Origin of the sequence: Acidovorax sp. Root70 (assembly GCF_001428225.1) — a bacterium.
Taxonomy (GTDB): Bacteria; Pseudomonadota; Gammaproteobacteria; order Burkholderiales; family Burkholderiaceae_C; genus Acidovorax.
Window position 1 is genome coordinate 12971 of the sequence record NZ_LMHQ01000031.1, and the last position, 19943, is coordinate 32913.

Genomic DNA, 19943 nt, shown 5'->3' on the forward strand with positions numbered 1-19943 from the left:
GTCAAAGTTCTTTTGACAAACTGCAGCAAACGAGCGTTCACGCGCCGCCCCACCTATGGAACTCACCTCCCTCACCGTGCTGGTCGATATCCTCGATGCCGGCAACCTGAGCCAGGCCGCGCGCAACCTGAAGATGACGCGGGCCAACGTGAGCTACCACCTGCACCAGTTGGAAAAATCGGTGGGCGTGCAGCTGGTGCGCCGCACCACGCGCCGGGTAGAGCCCACCGAGGTGGGGCTGCGCCTGTATGCCCATGGCCGCGCCATTCAGAACGAAATGCTGGCTGCGCGCGAGACCATTGCCACGCTGGGCCAGGGCCTGCAGGGCCGCGTGGGCCTGAGCGTGCCCAGTGGTTACGGGCAGATGGTGATGTCAGACTGGCTGATCGACTTCAAGCGGCTGTACCCTGGCATCGTGCTGGATGTACGCTTTGAAAACCGGGTGGACGACCTCATCCGTGACGAGGTGGACATCGCCATCCGCGTGATGCCCGAGCCCCCGCCCACGCTGGTGGCGCGCGACCTGGGCAGCGTGCGCTACATCGCCTGCGCATCGCGTGGATACGCCCAGGCGCATGGGCTACCCCAGGACTTCGAGGCTCTGCAGGCTGCGCCGGTGATCACCGCAGGGGTGGTGGGCAAGCAACTGCGCCTGCGCGGGTACCGGGGTGACCAGCGCCAGGAAGCCTTGCTGGAGCCCACCATCATTTCGGAGCACTTTCCGTTTCTGCGCCAGGGCATCCTGGCAGGGCTGGGCGTGGGGCTGGTACCGGATTACGTGGTGCAGGACGCCGTGTCCAGCGGGGAAGTGCTGACCACGCTCGACGACTGGCGGCTGAGCATTTTTGGCACCCAGATGTTCATGCTCTACATGCCCAACCGCCACCAGACCCGAGCGGTGCGCACCTGCATTGACTACCTGCTGGGGCGGGCTCTGCCCGCCGCCGAGCCAGGCGCGTCAGCGGCGGCCGGATCAGCGCCTTGATCGACTCCCAATGCAAAAACGGGCGCAGGTGCTAGTTAATCATGCGTCAATAGCTATATTTTTCATAGCAAATGACATCCACCTGCACCTGTGTCCCGCACAGCGGGTGACTTGGCCGCACGCCGGTGCGGCGCGGGACGTCAGATCCGCCCTTCCTCCACCGCATGGCACGCAATGCGGATGCCGCCGATGCTTTGGAGCTTGGGGCGCTCGGTGCGGCAACGGTCGTTGACATGCGGGCAGCGGGGGTTGAACGCGCAGCCGGGCGGCGGGTTCAGCGGGTTGGGCACCTCGCCCTGTACCGGTGTGCGCGCCTTGCCGGTGTCGTGCATCTTGGGGATGGCATCGAGCAGCATGCGCGTGTAGGGGTGGCGCGGCGTGTCGAACAGCGTGTGCTTGTCGGCCAGCTCCACCAGGCGGCCCAGGTACATCACGCCCACCTGGTCGCTCACGTGGCGCACCACGGCCAGGTTGTGGCTGATGAACAGGTAGGTGAGCTGCCGCTCGCGCTGCAGGTCCTTCATGATGTTGAGCACCTGCGCCTGCACCGACACGTCGAGCGCGCTGGTGGGCTCGTCGCAGACCAGGAACTCGGGCTCCGTGGCCAGGGCACGCGCAATGGAGATGCGCTGGCGCTGGCCGCCGGAGAACTGGTGCGGGTACTTGACCATGTCGAGCGGCGATAGGCCCACCGACTGCAGCAGTTCGCCCACACGCTGCTTGAGCTCTGCCTTGTCGGTGATGAGTCCATGCTCCTTGAGCGGCTCACCGATGATGTCCTCCACCAGCCAGCGAGGGTTCAGACTCGCGTACGGGTCCTGGAAGATCATCTGGATGCGGCGGCGCATGGCCTTGGCATCGTTGCCCTTGAAGGCCGCGTGCGCATCCTGGTTGTCGAACGTGAGACCGCCACGGGTGGGCTCGTACAGGCCCACCAGCAAGCGGGCCACGGTGCTCTTGCCGCAGCCGGACTCGCCCACCAGGGCCAGCGTCTTGCCCTTTTCGATCTCGAAGCTCACGCCGTCCACCGCGTGCAGCAGGGTGCGGGGCTTGCGCTCGATCACACGGTTGAGCCACGGGGCAGAGACGTCAAAGGTCTTGGCCAGGTCATGCGCCTGCACCAGGGCCTTACTTTTCGTTGCGGCGGCGCTCATGCGGTCACCTCGGCGCGGGTCGTGGCACCGGCGTGCAGCCAGCAGGCAGCGCGGGTAGCGCCGGCATCCATCAGGTCGGGGCGGTCGGTCATGCAGCGGTCAAAAGTCTTGGGGCAGCGGGGGTTGTAGGCACAGCCCTTGGGGATGGCGTTGAGTCGCGGCATGGCGCCGTCGATCTGGTTGAGGCGCTCGCGGTCCTGCTCCATGTCGGGGATGGAGGCCATCAACCCAGCGGTGTAGGGGTGGGATGGCTGGTTGATCACGTCATGCACCGGGCCGATCTCGGCCACGCGGCCGGCGTACAGCACGGCCACGCGGTCGCAGGTCTCGGCGATCACGCCCATGTCGTGGGTGATCAGCATCACGGCCGCACCACGCGATTTGCAGATGTTTTTCAGCAGCGTGATGATTTGCGCCTGGATGGACACATCGAGCGCCGTGGTGGGCTCGTCGGCCACGATGAGCTTGGGCTCGGCGGCCAGGGCCAGGGCGATCACCACGCGCTGGCGCATGCCGCCCGAGAACTGGTGGGGGTAGTGGTCGATGCGCTCTTCGGCCGCCGGGATGCCGGTGTCCTTGAGCAGCTGGATCGCACGCTGGCGTGCCTCGGCAGCGTTGACCGGCAGGTGGGCGAGGATGGTCTCGGTGAGCTGGCGGCCCACGGTGTACAGCGGGTTCAGCGAGGTCAGCGGGTCTTGAAAGATCGCACCGATGCGGCGGCCCCGGATGTGGCGCATTTCCTCGTTGCTGAGGTTGTCGATGCGCTGGCCTTCCAGCAGGATCTGGCCCGAGGCCACACGGCCTGGCGGCTCCAGCAGGCCGATGATGGCCGCGCCGGTGAGCGACTTGCCGGCGCCGGACTCTCCCACCACGCCCAGGATCTCGCCGGGTGCGATGGAAAAGGAAATGTCGTCCAGAGCGCGCAGGGTACCGCGGCGGCCTGGGAATTCGACAACGAGGTTTTTGACTTCGAGAAGGCTCATGGAAATATCGCTTTTCTTCTTGTTCTTGTTCAACGCAGGCGGGGGTTGAGCGCGTCGCGCAGCCAGTCACCCAGCAGGTTCACGGACAAAGCAATCAGCACCAGCATGGCGCCAGGGAAGACGGTGATCCACCATTCGCCCGAGAACAGGTAATCGTTGCCGATGCGGATCAGCGTGCCCAGCGAAGGCGAAGTGGGCGGTGCACCCACGCCCAGGAAGGACAGCGTAGCCTCCGTGATGATGGCCGTGGCCACCTGGATGGTGGCCAGCACCAGGACGGGCCCCATCACGTTGGGCAGCACGTGCTTGCGCATAATGCGCAGCGGCGAGACGCCCGTCACACGGGCGGCCTGCACGTATTCCTTGTTGCGCTCCACCAGCGTGGAGCCGCGCACCGTGCGGGCATATTGCACCCAGCCGGTGAGGGAGATGGACAGGATCAGCACGCCAAACGCCAGTGATTCGTGCGCATTGGGGAACAGCGCACGGCCCACGCCGGCAATCAACAGCGCGACCAGAATGGCAGGAAAAGACAGCATCACGTCGCACAAGCGCATGAGCACGGCGTCCACCCAGCCGCCTCGAAAGCCTGCCAGCAGGCCGAACGCCACACCCACCACCACGGACAGCACCACCGAGGCGATGCCCACCACGAGGGAAATGCGCGCGCCGTAGATCAGGGCAGACAGGATGTCGCGGCCCTGGTCGTCGGTGCCCAGGGGGTATTTCATGGAGCCCATTTCGCTCCATGCCGGAGGCAGCCGCGCATCGCTCAGCTCCAGCGTGGTCAGGTCAAACGGGTTGTGGGGTGCCACCCATCCGGCAAACACCGAACAGAACAGGCAAATCAGCGCAATGGCGGCGGCCAGCATGGCGACCGGCGATGTGCGGAAGCTGTAGCCAACGTCGCTGTCAAACCAGCGGGCAAGGGTAGTTTTCATTGTGGGAAACCAGTCAACAGGCAACAACACGCGCAGCGGGTAGCCGCGGGTGTTGTTGCGGGCTTGAATCAGCCAGTGGCTTTGTTGTTGTCGTCGTATCGATCAGTCGGGAACGCGCGGGCTTACTTGCTCACGGTGATCCACTTGAACGGCATGTAGTTGTCGGCCATCTGCACGAGCTTGACCTTCTTGCTCACGCCCCAGGCCAGTGCCTGCTGGTGCAACGGCAGGTGACCCACGTCGGCGGTGTGCACGTCAAAGGCTTCCTTGATCATGGCGTCGCGCTTGGGCTTGTCGGTCTCGACCAGGATCTTCTTGGTCAGCTCGTCCAGCTTGGGGTTGCAATACGCACCCAGGTTGAACTGGCCCGCGCCGGTCTTATCGTCCGGGCAGATCATCAGCGCATTGAGGGCGTTGTGCGAGTCGTACGTGGTAGGCGTCCAGCCCAGCATGTAGAAGCTGGTGTCACGACGCAGCACCTTGGGGAAGTACGTGCCCTTGGTTTCAGCCGCAAGGTTGATCTTGACGTTGATGCGCGACAGGTTGGCAGCCACCGTCTGGCAGATGCGGCCGTCGTTCACATAACGGTCGTTGGGGCAGTTCATGGTGACTTCAAAGCCGTTGGGGTAGCCGGCTTCGACCATGAGCTTCTTGGCGGCCTCGACGTCGTAAGGCAGGCGCTTGACCTCTGGCTGGAAGCCGTTGATGCCAGGGCCCACCATCAGTGCGGATGGATTGGACGCGCCACGCATCACAGTCTTCTTGATGCCTTCGATGTCGATGGCCTGGTAGAAGGCCTGGCGCACACGCTTATCCTTGAAGGGGTTCTTGCCCTTGACGTTGGAGTACAGCAACTCATCGCGCTTCTGGTCCATGCCCAGGAAGATGGTGCGCAGCTCGGGGCCGGTGATGGCGCGGGCGTTGGCGCTGTTGTTGACGCGCTCGATGTCCTGCACAGGCACGGGCTCCATCACGTCCACTTCGCCGGACAGCAGGGCCGCCACGCGCGTGGCGTCATTGCCAATCGGGGTGAACACCACCTCGGTGGCGTTGCCTTCGATCTTGCCCCAGTAGGCGCCGTTGCGCACGAACACGGAGCGTACGTTGGGCTGGCGTTCACGCAGGCGGTAGGGTCCGGTGCCGTTGGCGCGGAACGACGCAGCGTTCTCAATGCCCTTGCGGCGGTCCACGGGGGTGACAGCCTGGTTGGTCTCACACCACTTCTTGCTCATCATGTAGGAGGTGGTGATCACGTCTGGCAGGATGGGCTGGGGGGCCATGGTGTCGATCTCGACCGTGTGGTCGTCGATCTTGCGCACCTGCTTGATGTCGCTGTTGGTGGCCTTCATGTCGGAGCCGTCGCCCTTCATGCGGGTGAAGCTGAACACCACATCGTCGGCCGTGAACGGCGTGCCGTCATGGAACTGCACACCCTTGCGCAGTTCGAAGCGCCACACGGTCGGGGCAATCTGCTTCCAGCTGGTGGCCAGCGCGGGCGCCAGGCTCAGGTCCTTGTTGCGGCCCACCAGGGGTTCGTACACGTTGCTGGTCACGCTCAATTGCAGCGACTCGTTGAGCGAGTGCGGGTCCATCGACAGGGCATCGCCCTGGTTGGCGATGCGCACGGTCTGGGCCTGGGCTACCAGACTCGCGGCAGTCAACGCAGCGAAGAGAGCGGTCACAACGACTTTTTTCTGGAATTTCATGGAAATCTCCTGGTAGTGAAAGGGTGGAATGGAAGGGTACGAAGACTTCCGGTGGGTGAACAGCGTGTTTGCGCGAAGAGACAAGGGCAGCAACAAGGGCCTGGCATCCGGTCAGACTGCCGGCAAGGGCATGGCCTGCTCGATCAGGCTGGCGTGCAGCGCAGCTCCCAGCGGCAGGATGTCGTCGTTGAAATCGTAGCGGCTGTTGTGCAGCGCACTGCCACTGGACCCTGTGCCCTGGCCAATGCGCAGGTAAGCACCTGGTTTGTTCTGCAGCATGAAAGAGAAGTCTTCTGCGCCCATGCTGGGCTCCAGGTCGCGCACCACATGGTCGGCACCCAGCAGCGACTCGGCCACGTCGCCCGCAAAGATCGCTTCGCTTTCGCTGTTGATGGTGGCGGGGTAGATGCGTTCGTAGTGCACGGTGGCGGTGGCCCCGAAGCCCAGCGCAATGGCGCTGCATAGCTCCTTGAGGCGCTTCTCGACCATCTCCTGCACCTGCGGATCAAAGGTGCGCACGGTGCCGACCAGCGTGGCCGTGCCTGGCAGCACGCTGAACGCCCCCAGATCGCCTGCCTGCATCGCGCACAGGCTGACCACCGCACTGTCGATGGGCCGGACATTGCGCGACACGATGCTCTGCGCCGCAGTGATGATGTGGGCCGCGACCAGCACCACGTCCACCGTCTGGTAGGCATGCGCGCCGTGGCCGCCACGCCCGGTGATTTCAACCGTGAAGCGGTCGGCAGCGGCCATCATGGGCCCGGCATTGATGCCCACCGTGCCGGGCTTCATCGCCGGCCAGTTATGCATGGCAAAGATGGACTGCACCGGAAACCGGTCAAACAGCCCGTCTTCCATCATCACGCGGGCACCGGCAAAACCTTCTTCGCCCGGCTGGAACACCAGCACGGCGGTGCCGTCGAAGTTGCGCGTCTCCGCCATGTAGCGCGCAGCGCCAATCAGCATGGCGGTGTGGCCGTCGTGGCCGCAGCCGTGCATGAGGCCCTGCTTGCAGGATTTCCAGGCGAAGTCGTTGTGCTCGGTCAGCGGCAGGGCGTCCATGTCGGCACGCAGGCCTACCATGCTGCCGCTGGCCGTGCTGCGCCCCCGAATGACGCCCACCACACCCGTGCGCCCGATGCCGTCGTGGATCTCATCCACACCGCAGAGCTTCAACGCTTCCTTGACGCGTTTGCTGGTATAGATCTCTTCGAAGCCCAGCTCGGGATGGGCGTGCAGGTCACGCCGCAGTGCCGTCAACTCGGGGTGGTATTGAGCGATGTGCGCGAAGGCGCGACCACCAGCTTTCAAACGAGGGCCTTGCATCAGTGGCCTCCTGCCTTGCCCACGCGCAGGCGCGGATCAACCGCGAAGTACAGCAGGTCCACCACCAGGTTGATGACCACGAAGATCAGTGCGATCAGGCACAGGTAAGCAGCCATGACGGGGATGTCGGCAAACGTGACGGCCTGGATGAACAGCAGGCCCATGCCCGGCCACTGGAACACGGTCTCGGTGATGATGGCAAACGCGATCAGACCACCCAGTTGCAAGCCGGTAATGGTCAGCACGGGCACCAGCGTGTTCTTGAGGGCGTGGCCGAAATGGATGGCACGGTTGGAGAGGCCGCGTGCCCGGGCGAACTTGATGTAGTCGGTGCGCAGCACCTCCAGCATTTCAGCCCGCACCAGACGCATGATCAGCGTGAGCTGGAAGATGGCCAGCGTGATCGCAGGCAGGATGATGTGGTGCCAGCCCTTGGCCTTGAGCAAGCCGGTGCTCCACCAGCCCAGTTGCACCACTTCGCCGCGGCCGAAGCTGGGGAACCAGCCCAGGTGCACGGCAAACACCAGGATCAGCAAGATGCCGATCAGGAAAGTGGGCAGGGACACGCCCAGCAGCGAAAGGGTCATGAACAGCTGGCTGGTGAAGGTGCCGCGCTTGAGGGCGGCATACACGCCCATCGGCACCCCAATCACCAGCGCGAGCAGGGCCGCAACGAGGGCTAGCTCCAGCGTGGCCGGGAAGCGCTCGGCAATCAGGCGCGACACCTTGGCACCCTGGCGCAGGCTCAAGCCAAACTCCCCTTGCGCCGCATTCACGAGGAAGTGCCAGAACTGTACGAAGAAAGATTTGTCCAGGCCGAGGGCACTGCGCAGCTCGCGGATCTGCTCCGGAGTGGCATCCTGGCCCAGCAGGAACACCACGGGATCCCCCACGTACTGGAACAGCATGAAGGAGATGAAGGCCACCGTGACCATGACAATCACAGCCTGTATCAGGCGGCGCAATATAAAGGCAAGCATCAGAGAGTCGAGTGAGTGTTCGATGGAGGTGCCGTCGCCACTTTTGGTGACCGAGGCACGGCGGGTCAATACATCGTCAGATATACCAAAGAAAGCAAGGGCCGCATGGCCCTTGCTTTCAGTCCGTCAAGAATAAATCAGTTCACCTTGACTGTGCGCATGTCCACGCGGTTATCGGCACGGTGCACCAGTTCGATGTTCTTCTTCATGGCCCAAGGGATCACCTGGTCATGTAGAGGGATGTGGGACACAGTATCGTTGGACAATTGCAGCGCCTCGGTCAGCATGCGCGCCCGCACAGGCGCATCGGTCTCGGCCTTGATGCGGTCCACCAGATAATCCATGCGCTGGTTGCTGTAACGGCCCACGTTGTAGTTGCCGTCGCCCCCCTGGCCCACACTACGCACCAGCGATTGCAGGCTGTACAACCCGTCGAACGTAGGTACGCCCCAGCCCAGCATGTAGATGCTGGCTTCGTAGCGCTGGATCATCGGGAAGTAGTTGACCAGGGGCAGCGTGCGCAGCTTGGCCTTCACGCCCACGCGCGCCCACATGGCTGTGACGGCCTGGCAGATTGCTTCGTCATTGATGTAGCGGTTGTTGGGGCAGGCGAAGTCCACCTCAAATCCATCAGGGTAACCGGCCTCGGCGAGCAGCTTCTTGGAGGCATCCACGCTGTACGGGAAGCGCTTGCCCACCGCCTCGGTATAGCCAGCCACCTGCGGCGCCACGATGGTGCCCGTGGGCTTGCCCAGGCCACGCATGATGTTGCGCGAGATGGTCTCGGCATCAATCGCCTGGTAGAGCGCCTTGCGTACACGCACATCCTTGAGCGGGTTCTTGCCCTTGATGTTCGAGCCCGGCAGCTCTTCACGGAACTGGTCCATGCCCAGGAAAATGGTGCGGTTTTCCACACCGTCAATCACCTTCAGGTCAGAGCTGGCGCGCAGTCGGCCCAAGTCCTGGGGAGACGGGTCGAGCACCAGGTCCACTTCGCCCGACAGCAGCGCCGCGATGCGCGTGGCGGCGGACTTGATGGGGGTGTAGACGATCTCGGTCACGTTGCCGTCCATCTTGCCCCACCAGTTGGGGTTGCGCTTGAACACCATCTTCACATCGGGCTGCCACGACTCAAGGGTGTAGGGACCTGTGCCCATGGCATTGCGGTGGGCAAAGTTTTCGTCGGTGCCCTTGATGTCTTTGGGCTCGACGGACTTGTTCTTCTCCGCCCAGGCCTTGCTCATGATGCGCAGCTCAGTCATCTGACGCAGCAGCACCGGATTGGGCGACGACAGCATGACGTCGAAGTTTTGCGCATCCACTTTCACTACCTTGCTGATGCCCTGCACATAAGGCGTGAAATTGGATGTTTTGGCCATGGCCCGCTGGATGGAGTACACGGCGTCATCCGTGGTCAGGGGCGAACCATCGTGGAACTTGACGCCCTGGCGCAGCGTAAAACGCACCTGCGTGGGGCTGATTTCCTTCCAAGCCGTTGCCAGCACGGGCTCCACATCAAACGTCTTGCTGTTGTAGTACACCAGGCTCTCGTACACGTTGGCATGAAGGCCGTTTTGCAACGCATTGTTCTGGGAGTGAATGTCCCACGTCGAAATTTCCCCCTGACTGGCCCACTTGAAGGGCTTGGCCTGCAGTGATGGCGCAAACAGCAGTGCGGCAGCAGCAGCAGCCACCGACAAAAGACTGTAGTTGAGTTTCATGGAACCCTCTTGATTAAAAGTTTTACTATGCAGTAAAGGTTGCGCTATAGCCAACGGGAAATCCCTGAATCCCCGATGCGATAAAGGGCCTATAGCCCCCAAAGCCAACTCAGTAATGCAAGGATGGTGCCAAGCCTTCGATATGGCTTTGTTCCGCCTCCCTGTAACCCTCCAATCAGAGTGCTCCGTCCCGAGCGGTCGCGCCACTCTCAGCGCCCATTGATACAGGCTCTGACCGCACCACGCCTGGTGGGAAACACCCTTTTGCAGTATTCATCACCCATAACCGGACGTGAAGCCGGGGCTTGCCAGCAAAATTTGCGACAGGAGCCACCAGAAACCCACAACAACGTCAGAGCCAATAAAAAAAGCCGCCCGGAGGCGGCTTTTTTTGAGCTTGAATATCGGCAGCTGGCTGACGCCAGCCGTCAATATTAGAAGCTGTGACGGATACCGAAGTCGTAGCCGTTGGAGTTGTCGTTCACACCGGTCACAGCGCCGTTCAGAGCTTGTGCAGCGCCGTTCTTGTTGTTCACGTGAGCGTACGTTGCGTACAGAGCAGTGCGCTTGGACAGGTTGTGGACATAGCCCAGAGCCAGCTTGTTCGTACGGGGATCAGCACCAACGGTGTCGATCTTGTAGGTGGAGTAGGACAGACGAACTTCGCCAGCGCCCACGGGGATCAGACCACCGATCAGGAAGCCCTTGCCGTCGTTGCCACCGCTGATCTTGTCTTGGTTGTAGTGAGCCATGATCTTGGCCATGCCCAGATCATACTGACCACCCAGGTTCACGGCCTTGATGTTGCCGGTCAGGAACTTGGTTTCGGAGAAAGCGATAGCGGCGTTGATGGGGCCGTTAGCGTAACCAGCGCGCAGTGCCAGGCCGTTGCCGTCCTTCTTGTTGGCAGCGTTGCTGTTGTTCTCACCCATGTAGTACTGGGCTTGGCCGTAGAAACCACCCAGGTTGCCAGGCAGGAAGTAGCCGATGGAGTTCGAAGCGCGGATGGTGGTAGGGCCACCCAGGCTGGAGTTCAGGGTTTGGGTGGTGCCCACGCCGTTCGTGCCGAACGGATCGAACACGGTCAGGTTCCAGAATTGGGGGGTGTAGTCACGGCCCAGACGCACTTCACCGAAGCCGCCGTTCAGGCTAACCGTCGAACGACGGTTGAAAGTCAGGCCGCCGCCAGTGCTGGTAGCTGCTTGGTTGTTGGTGTTGGTAACGCCGCCGGTGCCGTTGTCGTTGTTCAGACCAGCTTCGAGCCAGAACGAAGCGGACATGCCGCCACCCAGGTCTTCAACGCCGCGGAAACCCAGACGGCTGCTGTTGTAGCCGGAGTTCGTCAGTTGCGACTTGTTAGAGACGCTGCCGGAACCGTAAGCGTAGGTTGCGTCAACCACGCCGAACAGGGTCACGGAAGATTGAGCCATTGCAGCGCCGGAAGCAGCCAGCACAGCCAGGGCAATCAGGGATTTTTTCATTGCGAGTTACTCCAAGGTTAAACATCGGGCTCCGGTACGGGGGGTCTATGGTGAAAACACCTGCACAGTCCCGCCGGTTTCCCGGGCCAACCTCCTGGTGGGGAAGTTGCTCTTATTGCACCAGACCCGGCCGGGTTTCGCAAAGGAATTCACCCACAATCGCCCCGAAAGGGGAAATTCGTTGCAGTGTTGCAACATTTCAGTGCGCACGGGCAGAATCACGATTGCTGCATGCAACTCCTGTGCCTTGCCTTGTGGTTTTTTGTATCCAGGTGCAATTTGTGTTTCGACGCCATTGCCATTCGAGAGCTTTCCATGGACGCTTTTTTGACTGCCGCAGACAACGCGCTGCGCACACTGTTTGCCCAACCGCGCGCTTCCGAACAGACACCGGCCCATGGCGTGCCCGAGGCATCGCTGGACCCTGCGCAGAAAAAGCTGGCGGGGGCTCTGATGCGAGTGAACCATGTGGGGGAAGTGTGCGCACAGGCGCTCTACAGCGCGCAGGCGGCCGTCACCCGCGACCCTGCCCTGCGGGACCACCTGCAGGCAGCAGCGCGCGAAGAAACCGACCACCTGGCCTGGACACAACAGCGCCTGGACGCGCTGGGCGCGCGCCCCAGTCTGCTCAACCCTCTGTGGTTCGCAGGGGCTTTTGCACTGGGGCTGGTAGCCGCCAAGGTCAGTGACCGAGCCAACCTGGGGTTTGTGGTGGAAACAGAAACCCAGGTGGCCGCGCACCTGCAGAGCCATCTCGACCGGCTTCCCGAGCAGGATCAGGCCTCAAGGGCCGTGGTCGCCCGGATGAAGCAAGACGAAGAGCGGCACGCAGACCAAGCCCGCGCCGCCGGCGCGTTGGAATTGCCCGCCCCGGTGCGCCTGGCCATGAAAGGCGCCGCCAAGGTCATGACCACCACGGCGCACTATCTTTGAACCCCCAGCTGGTTCACGCGGGCAGCAGGTGCACCAAAAACATACGCACAACTACCCGCTCAGTCTGGCAATCCAGACCATCCCACGACTTCGTCAGGCCTCCAGCACCTCGTAGCCGGTGGTGATGTCGGCCGTCTTGCCCAGCATGATGCTGGCCGAGCAGTACTTGTCATGGCTCATGGCAATCGCGCGCTCCACGGCGGCTGGAGGGATGCCCTTGCCCGTGACGGTGAAGTGCATGTGGATCTTGGTGAACACCTTGGGGTCGGTCTCTGCGCGTTCCGTCGTCAACTTGACGCTGCAGCCGCGCACGTCATGGCGGCCGCGCTTGAGGATCAGCACCACGTCATAGGCGGTGCAACCGCCCGTGCCTGCCAGCACGGTCTCCATGGGCCGGGGCGCCAGGTTCTGGCCGCCATTGGCAGGGTTGGCGGCATCGGGAGCGCCGTCCATGGTCAAAACATGGCCGCTGCCGGTTTCGGCCACAAAACCCATGCCGGAGCGGGTCCCCGTCCCGCCGGTCCAACTGACTGTGCATTCCATTTATGTTTCTCCTGTGTGACACGTGGTTTTTTTCGCACGGAAAACCGAAACGAAAAGAATTTGATGCGAATTTTGCTGCATCGCAACAAGACTCGCGCTAAACTTCGCCCATGCGCTGCCGCTTTCGAACAGAAAGGAACCGGCAGGCGGCAAGAAGCCTGGAATCCGGCACTTGCCTCGCACCGATTGTCTCCTCCATCTCCTCAAAGGATGGATTAGCCCCAGGCCTCACGGCCCGGGGCTTTTTTTTGCCCGCTCGCCCTGCGCCGCAACAGGCAGCCCGCCCAGAGGCCTCGGCCCCGCCCCAGGGCGACGCCCTATGATGTGGGCCCCCGCCCGCCGCCCTGCGCCGGTGGGGCTCTCCTCCTGCACCTGCCATGACCCAGCACCTCACCCCCGCCGACTACCTCAAGAAAATCCTGACCGCCCGCGTGTACGACGTGGCGGTGGAGTCGGCGCTGGAGCCCGCCAAGAACCTCAGCCGCCGCCTGCACAACAAAGTGCTCCTCAAACGCGAGGACCAGCAGCCCGTGTTCAGCTTCAAGCTGCGGGGCGCCTATAACAAGATGGCGCACCTCACGCCCGAGCAGCTGCAGCGCGGCGTGATCTGCGCATCGGCGGGCAACCACGCCCAGGGCGTGGCCATGAGCGCCCACCGGCTGGGCACCCGTGCCGTGATCGTGATGCCCACCACCACGCCGCAGCTCAAGATCGACGCCGTGAAGACGCTCGGTGGCGAGGTCGTGCTGTTTGGCGAGAGCTATTCCGACGCCTACGGCCATTCCGTCCAACTGGAGAAAGAACAGGGCCTGACCTTCGTGCACCCGTTCGACGACCCGGACGTGATCGCTGGCCAGGGCACCATCGCCATGGAGATCCTGCGCCAGCTGCAAAGCCTGGGCAGCAACCAGCTCGATGCCGTGTTCGTGGCCATTGGCGGCGGCGGCCTCATCTCGGGCGTGGCCAACTACATCAAGGCCGTGCGGCCCGAGATCAAAGTGATCGGCGTGCAGATGAACGATTCGGACGCCATGATCCAGTCGGTGCAGGCGCACGAGCGCGTGACGCTGGCCGACGTGGGCCTGTTCTCCGACGGCACGGCCGTGAAGCTGGTGGGCGAGGAAACCTTCCGCGTGGCACAGGGCCTGGTGGATGACTACATCACGGTCGATACCGACGCCGTCTGCGCCGCCATCAAGGACATCTTTGTGGACACGCGCAGCATCGTGGAGCCCGCTGGCGCGCTGGCGGTGGCGGCCATCAAACAATATGTCGCCAAGAACAAGACCAAGGGCGAGACCTACGCCGCCATCCTTTGCGGCGCCAACATGAACTTCGACCGGCTGCGCTTTGTGGCCGAGCGCGCCGAGGTGGGCGAGGAGCGCGAGGCGCTGCTCGCCGTCACCATCCCCGAAGAGCGCGGCAGTTTCCGCCGGTTCTGCGAGGTGGTGGGCGGCCTGCCCGGCGGCCCGCGCAACGTGACCGAGTTCAACTACCGCATCAGCGACGCCGCCCGGGCCCACGTGTTTGTGGGGCTGACCACCAACGGCAAGGGTGAATCGGAAAAGATCGCCAAGAACTTCAACCGCCACGGCTTCGAGGCGCTGGACCTGACCCACGACGAACTGGCCAAGGAACACCTGCGCCACCTGGTGGGCGGGCACTCGGCCCTGGCCCAGGACGAGCGCCTGATGCGCTTCACCTTCCCCGAGCGGCCCGGCGCGCTGCTCAAATTTTTGAGCCTGATGCAGCCGACCTGGAACATCAGCCTGTTCCACTACCGCAACCAGGGCGCGGACTACGGCCGCATCCTCGTGGGCATGCAGGTGCCGCCCGAAGACAAGGCCGCCTTCGACGCCTTCCTGGCCACGCTGGGCTACCCCTATGTGGAAGAAACACTGAATCCGGCCTACCGCCTGTTCCTGCGCTCCAAATAATGCCCAAAGTGACTGCAAGCGCTAGTTGAACATGCCCTAGCAGCTATCAAAACAGAAGCATCAAGCCCCCACTGCACACCATGCAAGCCCTGCGCCACTACCTGCTGGCCGTGCAGTTCTTCACCCGCATCCCCGTCACCGGGCGGCTGGCGAACTGGGTGGGCTACAGCCCGGCCATGCTGCGGGCCAGCGCGGCGCACTTTCCGGGCATTGGCTGGCTGGCGGCGCTGCTGTCTGCGGCCGTGTACGCCGCGCTGCACTGGGCGATGGCGCCCAACCCGCTGGCCCCGGCCGTGGCAGCGGTGTTCTGCACCATCGCCACGGTGCTGATGACGGGCGGTTTCCATGAAGACGGCCTGGCCGACGTGGCCGATGGCCTGGGCGGCAGCTACAACCGCGAACGCGCGCTGGACATCATGAAGGACTCGCGCATCGGCGCCTTCGGGGCCATGGCGCTGGTGCTGGCTTTGCTGGCCAAGCTCAGCCTGCTGGCGCTGCTGGGGGCGCACAGCCTGCTGGCCGCCCTGGCCGCGCTGGTGGGCGCGCATGTGCTGTCGCGCTTTTGGCCCCTGCTCATCGTGCGCAGCCTGCCGCATGTGGGCGACACGGCGCGCTCCAAAAGCAAGCCGCTGGCCGATCAAATCTCCGGCCAGGCACTGGTTGCGGCGCTTTTATGGTGTTTTCCGCCCCTGGCGCTCGTCGGATATGCCCAGACAGCTCTTTTTTTGGTAGCACCCATCGCTCTCAGCGCGCTCTGCGCGGCCTGGATGGCGCGCTGGTTTGCCCGGCGACTGCAAGGCTTCACCGGCGACTGCCTGGGCGCCACGCAGCAGGTTAGCGAGATCGGGTTCTACCTGGGCGCGGCCATCGCACTGCGATGGCTATGACGCCCTCTCCCGCCGCCGCCAGCAGCCGCCTGTGGCTGGTGCGCCATGCGGCCCCGCTGGTTGCCCCGGGCACCTGCTACGGCGCTTTGGACGTGCGCGCCGACACGCAGGCCACCCGCGCTGCGGCAGAGCGACTGTCAACGGCACTACCTCCCGGAGTTCGCGTGGCGCATTCCACGCTACAAAGATGTGAGCTGCTGGCGCATGATTTACAGGCGCTCAGACCCGATTTGACCTTCACCCCTGACGCCAGACTGCGCGAGATGGACTTCGGCCGCTGGGAGGGGAAAACCTGGGACGCCATCGGCAAAAGTGCCATCGATGCCTGGGTGGCCGGGTTCGCCACTCACGCACCCGGCGGGGGCGAAAGCCTGGCCCACATGCTGCACCGCGTGGCGGCCGCCCTGCAAACCGCCCGGGAGTGGCGCACCGATCAGGGAGCGAAGGATATGGTGTGGATCACCCACGCCGGGGTGGCACGCTGCGTGGCCTGGTTGCAGGAGCGTGGCGAAAGCGCACTGCCCCGCTCGGAGGACTGGCCGGTGGCGGCGCCGGGCTGGGGGGAATGGGAAATCAGGGAGCTGGCCTGACGCCACGTGCTGCAGCTCAACGAAAAGAGCGTCAGTTTTTCAGCGGCATGTCCAGCGTCACCGTGGCAGGCCCGCCCATGCTGGCCCCCAGTTGGGCCTGGCGGGGGCCCAGGGCCTGCAGCACCAGCCCCTCATCCACGGCAGCGCCCACGCGGAAGGGCTTGGCGGGCTTGCCGTCCACGGCAATCAAGGCGGCTCCGCCGCCGCTGCTGCGCCCCGACAGAACGCCGATCAGCGTGAACCGGCTTGCGGTGGGCGCCACCGGTGCTGCCACGCCAGGGGCGGCAGGTGCCGCACCCAGCAAACGCGCCAGCGCCTGCGCATCCATGGCCACGGGGGCAGGCGCTACGGCCGGCGCGGTGGATGCGGACGAAGGCGCCGACAGGCGCAGCCCCCAATAGACCACACTGGCACCGGCTGCTGCCCAGAGCACCAGAGTCCCCAGGCGGACGCCCCATTTGCTGTACGTATTGGTCACCATGCGCGGATTATGATTCACGCGATTCGACCATCCGAGAGACCGCCAGCAGTGAACACTTCTTTCTCCCTCCTCGTGCGCTCCGCCCCGCGCCGCGTTGCCAAGTCCGTGGCCCGTGGTTTCACCCTCATCGAACTGATGGTGGTTCTGGTGATCATCGGCGTGCTGGCCGCGCTGATCGTGCCCAACGTGCTCGAGCGTGCCGACGATGCCCGCGTGACGGCCGCCCGCACCGACATCACCAACATCATGCAGGCGCTCAAGCTCTACCGCCTGGACAACCAGCGCTACCCCACGGCCGAACAGGGCCTGCAAGCCCTGGTCATCAAGCCCACCGCGGGCCCCGTGCCAGGCAACTGGAAGCTGTACCTCGAAAAGCTGCCCAACGACCCCTGGGGCCGCCCTTACCAATACCTCAACCCCGGCATCAAGGGCGAGATCGACGTGATGTCGTTCGGCGCCGATGGCCAGTCGGGCGGCGAAGGCAAGGACGCCGATATTGGCAGCTGGCAGTGACCACTCATTGCCAAGGTGCCCCAGCCCCATGAACCGGGCGCGCACCCAGCGAGGGACGCCGTGGAACTGGCTTTGCCAGGCCACTGGCGTCTTCTCCCCCGGAAGAAGCCGCGCTGCAGCTCAACGGGGCTTCACCCTCCTGGAGCTGCTGGTGGTCATCAGCATCATGGCGCTGGCCACGGCGGGCGTGGGGCTGGCGATGCGCGATGGCGGGCAGACGCAGCTGGAGCGGGAGGCCGCGCGGCTGGCGGCGCTGCTTGAATCCGCACGCGCCCAGTCGCGCGCTGGGGGCATCCCAGTGCGCTGGCGTGCGCTGCCGGGCGGCTTCCGTTTTGAAGGGCTGCCGCGCAGCGCGCAGGCCGCTCTGCCCAACCAGTGGCTGGACCCCGGCACCGTGGTGCGCGGACCGGCGGTGCTGCAACTGGGCCCCGAGCCCCTGATCGGACCGCAGCAGGTGCTGATCACCCACCAGTCCTCCCCCGACCGTACCCTGCGCATTGCCACAGATGGTGTGCGCCCGTTTTCCGTGGACGCGGTGCAGTGAGGACGCGCCGCCCTTTCATCGGCCATCGGGGCTTCACGCTGGTGGAAGTGCTGGTGGCGCTGGCCATCGTGGCCATTGCCCTCATGGCGGGGCTGCAGGCCACGACGGCACTCACGCGCAACGCCCTGCGGCAGTCCGACATCGTGCTCGCGCAGCTGTGCGCGGAGAACGAACTGGTCAAGGCCCGGCTCTCGCGCCAGATGCCCAGCGTGGGAGACAGCAGCCTGACCTGCGAGCAGGCCGGGCGCCAGCTGCAGGTGGTGACCATCGTGCGGCCCACACCCAACCCGAGTTTTCGGCGCATCGATGCGCAAGTGCTGGATGGAGACAACTCCATCCTGCGCCTCTCCACCATCATTGGAAGGTATTGATGCCCCCCCTGAGTCGCTTCGCGCCTTTCCCCCGTGAGGGGGACGCACCCGGTGGCCTGGCAGAGCCAGTTCCACGGGTGCGCTGGCCTCGCGTCGCGCCAGTTTTGAAGGTCCCGCGCGGCTTCACACTCATCGAGCTGCTGGTCGCCATCAGCGTGATGGCGTTGATTGCCATCCTGAGCTGGCGTGGGCTCGATGGCATGGTGCGGGCGCAAGAGTCCACGCGCCAGCGGGCGGACGAGATGCTGGTGCTGCAGGCCGCGCTGGGCCAGTGGGGGACGGACCTGGACGCCCTGGTGTCCATCGCCAACACCACGCCGCTGGACTGGGATGGCCAGGTACTGCGCCTCACCCGCCGCAGCAGCGCCGTGCCCGACGAGGGTGCGCTGGTGGTGGCCTGGACCCGCCGCAACAACAACCAGGGCGTGGGCCAGTGGCTGCGCTGGCAGTCGCCGCCAGTGCGCACCCGTGCTGACTGGCGGCAGGCCTGGGAGCAGGCCGCCCAGTGGGCGCGCACGCCGGGCGACGCCGAGCGGCGCTACGAGGTGACGCTGCTGCCGCTGGATAACTGGCAAATCTTTTACTACCGAGGCGGCGCATGGTCCAACCCACAGTCGAGCACGGGCACCCCGACGGGCGACAGCACCTCGGCCATCCCGGACGGCATTCGTTTGCAGATCACCCTGCCCCCGGGCCAGGCGCTGACGGGCCAGCTCACGCGTGACTGGGTCAACCCCGTGCTGGGCGGAGGCAGATCGTGAGTACCCCCCTGAGCGGCTGCGCCGCATCCCCTCAGGGGGACACCACCCGTTGCCTGGCAAAGCCAGCTCCACGGTGGCACTCGCTGTGGCAGCGCCCATTGCACAGGCACAGGACGCACGGCGCCGCCCTGCTCGCCGCCATGCTCACCGTCACGCTGGTCGCCACCTTTGCGGCCGCCGCGATGTGGCAGCAGTGGCGCGCGGTGGAGGTCGAGACGGCCGAGCGCGGCCGCGTGCAGTCCGCGTGGATCTTGATCGGCGCGCTCGACTGGTCGCGGCTGATCCTGCGCGAGGATGGGCGCTCCGGCGGGGCCGACCACTTGGCCGAGCCCTGGGCCATCCCCTTGCAGGAGGCCCGCCTGTCCACCTTCCTCGCGGCCGACAAGAACGTGGCACAGGTGGACGACGCCAGCACCGACACCACCGAGGCCTTCCTCTCGGGCCAGATCACCGACCTGCAGGGCCGCCTGAACATCACCAACCTCGCAGAAGGTGGGCAGGTGCAGGCCGTGGCCCTGCGGCAGTTCACCCGGCTGTTCGAGCGCCTGGGCCTGCCCGGCCAGCAGCTGAGCACCCTCATCGACGGCCTGCGCCGCGCGCAGGCGGGTGCAGGCACCGACAGCGGCTCCGCCCCCCTGCTGCCCCCCAGCGTGACCCAGCTGGGATGGCTGGGCCTGACCCCGGCCACGGTGGCGGTGCTCGCCCCCCATGTGACGCTGCTGCCCGTGCGCACCCCGGTCAACCTGAACACCGCCGACATCAACGTGCTCATGGCCGCCATCGACGGGCTGGACAGCGCCACGGCCCAGAAGATCGTGCAGACCCGCGAGGCGCGGCACTTCCGCACCCTCAGCGACGTGCGCGACCTGGTGGGCGCCAGCATCGACATCAACGAAAGCGCCCATGCCGTGGCTTCGTCGTACTTTGAAGTGCGGGGCCGCCTGCGCCTGGGCGATGCGATGGTGGACGAGCGCTCTTTGGTGCGCAAACAGGGCATCGACGTGACCACGCTGTGGCGCGAGCGCGGGGCCTTCGACCGGGAAACCACGCAAACCCTGCCCGGAGCGCAGCGCTGAGAACCTATTCTGAGGCACAACAACCCT

General features: G+C 64.6%; 20 protein-coding genes. 10 read left to right on the forward strand and 10 right to left on the reverse strand.

Annotation, left to right across the window (positions count from 1 at the left end; genetic code table 11):
- Nucleotides 1-55 precede the first annotated feature (55 nt).
- Nucleotides 56-985, forward strand: coding sequence for a LysR family transcriptional regulator (locus ASD94_RS19790; protein ID WP_056646675.1), 930 nt, complete (start codon nucleotides 56-58; stop codon nucleotides 983-985).
- Nucleotides 986-1125: 140 nt separating this feature from the next.
- Here the strand turns inward: ASD94_RS19790 and ASD94_RS19795 are convergent, their stop codons facing one another.
- The 8 genes from ASD94_RS19795 to ASD94_RS19830 form a co-directional block, all read right to left on the reverse strand.
- Nucleotides 1126-2139, reverse strand: a complete 1014-nt coding sequence (locus ASD94_RS19795) for an ABC transporter ATP-binding protein (RefSeq protein ID WP_056646678.1) — start codon at nucleotides 2137-2139, stop codon at nucleotides 1126-1128.
- Nucleotides 2136-3122 carry an ABC transporter ATP-binding protein gene (locus tag ASD94_RS19800; protein WP_056647608.1) on the reverse strand — a complete coding sequence of 329 codons (987 nt, stop codon included), beginning with the start codon at nucleotides 3120-3122 and terminating at the stop codon, nucleotides 2136-2138. The genes ASD94_RS19795 and ASD94_RS19800 overlap by 4 nt, the downstream gene beginning before the upstream one ends.
- A gap of 29 nt (nucleotides 3123-3151) precedes the next feature.
- Nucleotides 3152-4063, reverse strand: a complete 912-nt coding sequence (locus ASD94_RS19805) for an ABC transporter permease (RefSeq protein WP_015012586.1) — start codon at nucleotides 4061-4063, stop codon at nucleotides 3152-3154.
- 122 nt (nucleotides 4064-4185) lie between these two features.
- On the reverse strand, nucleotides 4186-5769 hold the full coding sequence (locus ASD94_RS19810; protein ID WP_056646680.1) for an ABC transporter substrate-binding protein: 1584 nt from the start codon (nucleotides 5767-5769) through the stop codon (nucleotides 4186-4188).
- 111 nt (nucleotides 5770-5880) lie between these two features.
- Complete coding sequence (locus ASD94_RS19815) at nucleotides 5881-7098, reverse strand: M20 aminoacylase family protein (RefSeq protein WP_056646682.1); 1218 nt, start codon at nucleotides 7096-7098, stop codon at nucleotides 5881-5883.
- Nucleotides 7098-8078 (reverse strand): ABC transporter permease, encoded by a 981-nt coding sequence (locus tag ASD94_RS19820; RefSeq protein WP_056647611.1) that lies wholly within the window; start codon nucleotides 8076-8078, stop codon nucleotides 7098-7100. The genes ASD94_RS19815 and ASD94_RS19820 overlap by 1 nt, the downstream gene beginning before the upstream one ends.
- A gap of 137 nt (nucleotides 8079-8215) precedes the next feature.
- Nucleotides 8216-9799, reverse strand: coding sequence for an ABC transporter substrate-binding protein (locus ASD94_RS19825; RefSeq protein ID WP_056646684.1), 1584 nt, complete (start codon nucleotides 9797-9799; stop codon nucleotides 8216-8218).
- Between the two features lie 434 nt (nucleotides 9800-10233).
- Nucleotides 10234-11280, reverse strand: a complete 1047-nt coding sequence (locus tag ASD94_RS19830; protein WP_056646686.1) for a porin — start codon at nucleotides 11278-11280, stop codon at nucleotides 10234-10236.
- A gap of 315 nt (nucleotides 11281-11595) precedes the next feature.
- On the opposite strand from ASD94_RS19830, the gene coq7 reads away from it, so the two are divergent.
- Nucleotides 11596-12213: a 2-polyprenyl-3-methyl-6-methoxy-1,4-benzoquinone monooxygenase gene (coq7, locus tag ASD94_RS19835; RefSeq protein ID WP_056646690.1), complete on the forward strand. Its 618-nt coding sequence runs from the start codon at nucleotides 11596-11598 to the stop codon at nucleotides 12211-12213.
- Nucleotides 12214-12306: 93 nt separating this feature from the next.
- On the opposite strand, the gene ASD94_RS19840 is transcribed toward coq7, so the two are convergent.
- Nucleotides 12307-12756, reverse strand: coding sequence for an OsmC family protein (locus tag ASD94_RS19840; protein ID WP_056646693.1), 450 nt, complete (start codon nucleotides 12754-12756; stop codon nucleotides 12307-12309).
- A gap of 377 nt (nucleotides 12757-13133) precedes the next feature.
- On the opposite strand from ASD94_RS19840, the gene ilvA reads away from it, so the two are divergent.
- The 3 genes from ilvA (at nucleotide 13134) to ASD94_RS19855 (ending at nucleotide 16170) form a co-directional block, all read left to right on the forward strand.
- The gene (gene ilvA / locus ASD94_RS19845) at nucleotides 13134-14693 is read left to right on the forward strand and encodes a threonine ammonia-lyase, biosynthetic (RefSeq protein WP_056059153.1); all 1560 of its coding nucleotides are present in this window, start codon (nucleotides 13134-13136) and stop codon (nucleotides 14691-14693) included.
- Nucleotides 14694-14773: 80 nt separating this feature from the next.
- Nucleotides 14774-15580 carry an adenosylcobinamide-GDP ribazoletransferase gene (gene cobS / locus ASD94_RS19850; RefSeq protein WP_056646697.1) on the forward strand — a complete coding sequence of 269 codons (807 nt, stop codon included), beginning with the start codon at nucleotides 14774-14776 and terminating at the stop codon, nucleotides 15578-15580.
- A complete protein-coding gene (locus ASD94_RS19855; RefSeq protein WP_056646700.1) occupies nucleotides 15577-16170 on the forward strand; it encodes a histidine phosphatase family protein in 594 nt (197 codons plus the stop codon). Before cobS ends, ASD94_RS19855 begins: the two co-directional genes overlap by 4 nt.
- A 31-nt stretch (nucleotides 16171-16201) precedes the next feature.
- Here the strand turns inward: ASD94_RS19855 and ASD94_RS19860 are convergent, their stop codons facing one another.
- Nucleotides 16202-16651 (reverse strand): type II secretion system protein N, encoded by a 450-nt coding sequence (locus ASD94_RS19860; protein WP_056646703.1) that lies wholly within the window; start codon nucleotides 16649-16651, stop codon nucleotides 16202-16204.
- Between the two features lie 48 nt (nucleotides 16652-16699).
- Between ASD94_RS19860 and gspG the strand changes: the two genes are divergently transcribed.
- The 5 genes from gspG (at nucleotide 16700) to gspK (ending at nucleotide 19916) form a co-directional block, all read left to right on the forward strand.
- The gene (gene gspG, locus ASD94_RS19865) at nucleotides 16700-17164 is read left to right on the forward strand and encodes a type II secretion system major pseudopilin GspG (RefSeq protein WP_043565124.1); all 465 of its coding nucleotides are present in this window, start codon (nucleotides 16700-16702) and stop codon (nucleotides 17162-17164) included.
- 28 nt (nucleotides 17165-17192) lie between these two features.
- Nucleotides 17193-17708 carry a prepilin-type N-terminal cleavage/methylation domain-containing protein gene (locus ASD94_RS19870; protein WP_056646706.1) on the forward strand — a complete coding sequence of 172 codons (516 nt, stop codon included), beginning with the start codon at nucleotides 17193-17195 and terminating at the stop codon, nucleotides 17706-17708.
- Complete coding sequence (gspI, locus tag ASD94_RS19875; RefSeq protein ID WP_082576954.1) at nucleotides 17705-18079, forward strand: type II secretion system minor pseudopilin GspI; 375 nt, start codon at nucleotides 17705-17707, stop codon at nucleotides 18077-18079. Before ASD94_RS19870 ends, gspI begins: the two co-directional genes overlap by 4 nt.
- Nucleotides 18080-18183: 104 nt before the next feature.
- Nucleotides 18184-18840: a type II secretion system protein J gene (locus tag ASD94_RS19880; RefSeq protein ID WP_056646709.1), complete on the forward strand. Its 657-nt coding sequence runs from the start codon at nucleotides 18184-18186 to the stop codon at nucleotides 18838-18840.
- Nucleotides 18841-18938: 98 nt separating this feature from the next.
- A complete protein-coding gene (gspK, locus tag ASD94_RS19885) occupies nucleotides 18939-19916 on the forward strand; it encodes a type II secretion system minor pseudopilin GspK (RefSeq protein WP_255357457.1) in 978 nt (325 codons plus the stop codon).
- Nucleotides 19917-19943 lie beyond the last annotated feature (27 nt).